We start from the raw sequence: 2,597 nt of genomic DNA, 5'->3' as shown, positions 1-2,597 counted from the left end.
CGATTCGGGTGATGATTCAAACCTCCTCTGGTGAGTGGCGGAGTATGGATATGGTCATGGTGTGGGAAAACGGGGACTGGCGGTTGCATGTTCCTGCGGATGCGCGCAGTAGTATTTCCCGGGTGACGGACCCGTCACAGTTTATTCGGTGGAGGGCTTAGGACATGGCTGAAGAAGGGGACGTCAATTTCCATTGCGGTTTCGGGGATGCCGGGTGTGTAGCGTCGGAGAAATTTTTTGATGCCGCGTATAAAAATATTTCGAGTACGCTCGGGGAGATTGGCAAAGCGCTGGGTACGTTCTGGGTGGATACTCCCTCGATTAATTTAGGGACTGCTGCGGGTCAGCCTTCGGATGTTGTTGGGTTTTTATGGAGTTCGACGGGCTGGTTTACCGGGGTGTTCCTTGTATTTGCTGTGCTGTATGGGGCAGGGCAAATGATTTGGCAACGGCGGGGTCAACCATTGTGGGAATTGGTGGTGGCGCTGCTGAAGTTTACGTTTGCCTCGGGTGCTGGGTTAGCGGCGTGTGTGCTGCTGTTGCAGACAGGCGATGGGTATTCCAAGTGGGTGATTGAAAAGTCTACCCCGCATGGTGGTTTCGGGGATTCGTTGATGCTGCTGCTCTCTATTGGGGTGGCTAACCCGTCAAGCGGGATCATCATGTTCGTGATCGTGATCGGTATTATCGCGATTCTTGTGTCATTTGTGCAGATCGGGATGCTGATTGTGCGGGGTGCGTTGGCGCTGGTGCTGGCCGGGACGTTGCCGTTAGCGTACTCTGCGACGAATACTTCTTGGGGTCGGCAGTGGTCGCAAAAGCATACGGCGTGGCTGATCGCGTTTATTGTGTATAAGCCGGTGGCGTCAACGATTTACGCGGCTGCGTTTCGGATTCTGGATTCTTTTGGGAAAAAAGATGGTGATGTGGGGCAGCAGATTGTGTATTTCACGGCGGGTATTGTGCTGATGGTCGCTGGGTTGGTGGCGTTGCCCGCGATTATGCGGCTGGTGACTCCTGCGGTAGGAGCGGCTTCTGGTGCCGGGGCGATGTTCGCTGGCGCAGCTGGTGGCGCGGTTGCCTCGGGAGCGATTAATGGGGGCATGAATATTGGTGGTAAGTCCTCTAGCGGTGGAGATAGTTCCTCGTCCTCTGGTGGTGATTCTGGTGCTACTGGTGCGGCGAATGCGAAGAGTGCTTCTGCGTCTGCTGGTGAAAGTAGCGCGGCCACTACTGCTGCCGGTGGCGGCGGGGGAGCTTCATCGGCTGCTGCCGGGGGTGCCTCCGCTGGTGGCGGGTCAGCGGCTGCTGGGGCTGCTGGTGGGCCGGTTGGTCTAGCGGTGGCTGCTGGTGCTCAAGCGGCTGCGGGTGCTGCGCAGAAGGTGGGGCAGGCAACATCTGCTGCGGTGCATCAGGCTGCGGGAGAAAGTGCACCTGATTCGGTGTCATCGTCTGTCACTGGTGGCGGGTCCTCTGGGGGTGGGGCGTCGTCTGGGCCGGAGCCTGAGAATCATAGTTCACCTTCTTCTTCTGGTGGGCAGGATACGCCGTCTGCTGGGCAGAATGGGCAGAGTGATTCAGGGTCTTCGACGGGGGCCGTGTCTGAGGGGCAGAACCGGGGTGGGCCGCCGCCGTCTGGTACAGGAAACAGCGGTGCCGGTGACGGTGGGCCAAGTGGGGGCCAACAGCAGCAGCCACCTCCTGCTGCTGCTGCGGGTGGATCGTCAGAAACACAGAGTGGGGCACAGCCTACTGGTTCTGGTGGGCATACCACGAATCATACGACGCAGGGCTCTGGGCCGGAACCTGAGCCGCAGACGCAGAAGCTTCAGATGGGAGAAGGTCCTAGTGGCAGCAAATAGTAAATCTCCGGAGTATGTCGAGCCGACGTATGGGAATTGGCGGTTACCGATTCGTGCTGGGTTAGGGCGGTTATCGGGGCTGACCTCGGTGATGGTGTTCATCAGCATTTTCATCACGATTTTTGTGTTAAAGCTGGTCGGGATGGTTCAAGGGCTTGTGACGGCCCTGGTGTGCCTGGCGGTGTTAGCGGCGTTGTCCATTAAGGATAAGCATGGGTATTCCTCGTTAGAGAAGCTGGCTGAAAGGGTTATTTTTATGTTTTCGCGTCTTTTCAAGCGGAATAAGTACCGGTCTGGGCCGCTGGGTTTCACGAAAGAAGGCACGTTTAAGCTGCCGGGGGTGGCTTCATCGGTGACCCCGTATCAGGGGACGGATTCGATGGGAACTGCGTTCACGCTGGTGCATATGCCTGCGGTGGGGACGTATTCGGTCACGTTCGCGGTCGAGCCGGACGGGGCGGCGCTGGTGGATCAACAGGATATTGATCAGTGGGTCGCTAATTGGGGTGGGTTCCTCGCTGGGTTAGGGCGTGAGGTCGGTCTGATTGGGGCTGTGGTGACTTCTGAGGTGTCGCAGGGCTCGGGGGCGCGGTTGCAGAAAGAGATTGAAGCGACGCTTTCACCGGATGCTAGCCCTGTGGCGCAGCAGATGTTACAAGAAGCGGCTGTGACGTACCCGGCGGGGGTGACGCAGCATCAGGTGTGGGTAAGCCTGGTGTTTTCAGCGGCTCCTCG

At 58.2% G+C, this 2,597-nt stretch carries 2 protein-coding genes; both read left to right on the top strand.

The window, feature by feature from the left end; all coding sequences use genetic code 11:
- The first annotated feature begins 164 nt into the window (after positions 1–164).
- Positions 165–1,862, top strand: a complete 1,698-nt coding sequence (locus D8M41_RS11365; RefSeq protein ID WP_126927068.1) for a hypothetical protein — start codon at positions 165–167, stop codon at positions 1,860–1,862.
- The coding region (locus tag D8M41_RS11360) for an SCO6880 family protein (RefSeq protein WP_342343142.1) at positions 1,849–2,597 on the top strand (749 nt) is incomplete at its 3' end. The genes D8M41_RS11365 and D8M41_RS11360, both read left to right, overlap by 14 nt.

It is taken from the genome of Rothia sp. HSID18069 (assembly GCF_003989155.1).
Lineage (GTDB): Bacteria > Actinomycetota > Actinomycetes > Actinomycetales > Micrococcaceae > Rothia > Rothia aeria.
Note: the sequence above shows the minus strand (reverse complement) of the source record. Positions and strands in the feature narration are given on the sequence as shown.

Bases quoted from the DNA above. Each gene is read 5' to 3' on its own strand.
- D8M41_RS11365 (WP_126927068.1), top strand. From the start codon at position 165: ATGGCTGAAGAAGGGGACGTCAATTTCCATTGCGGTTTCGGGGATGCC.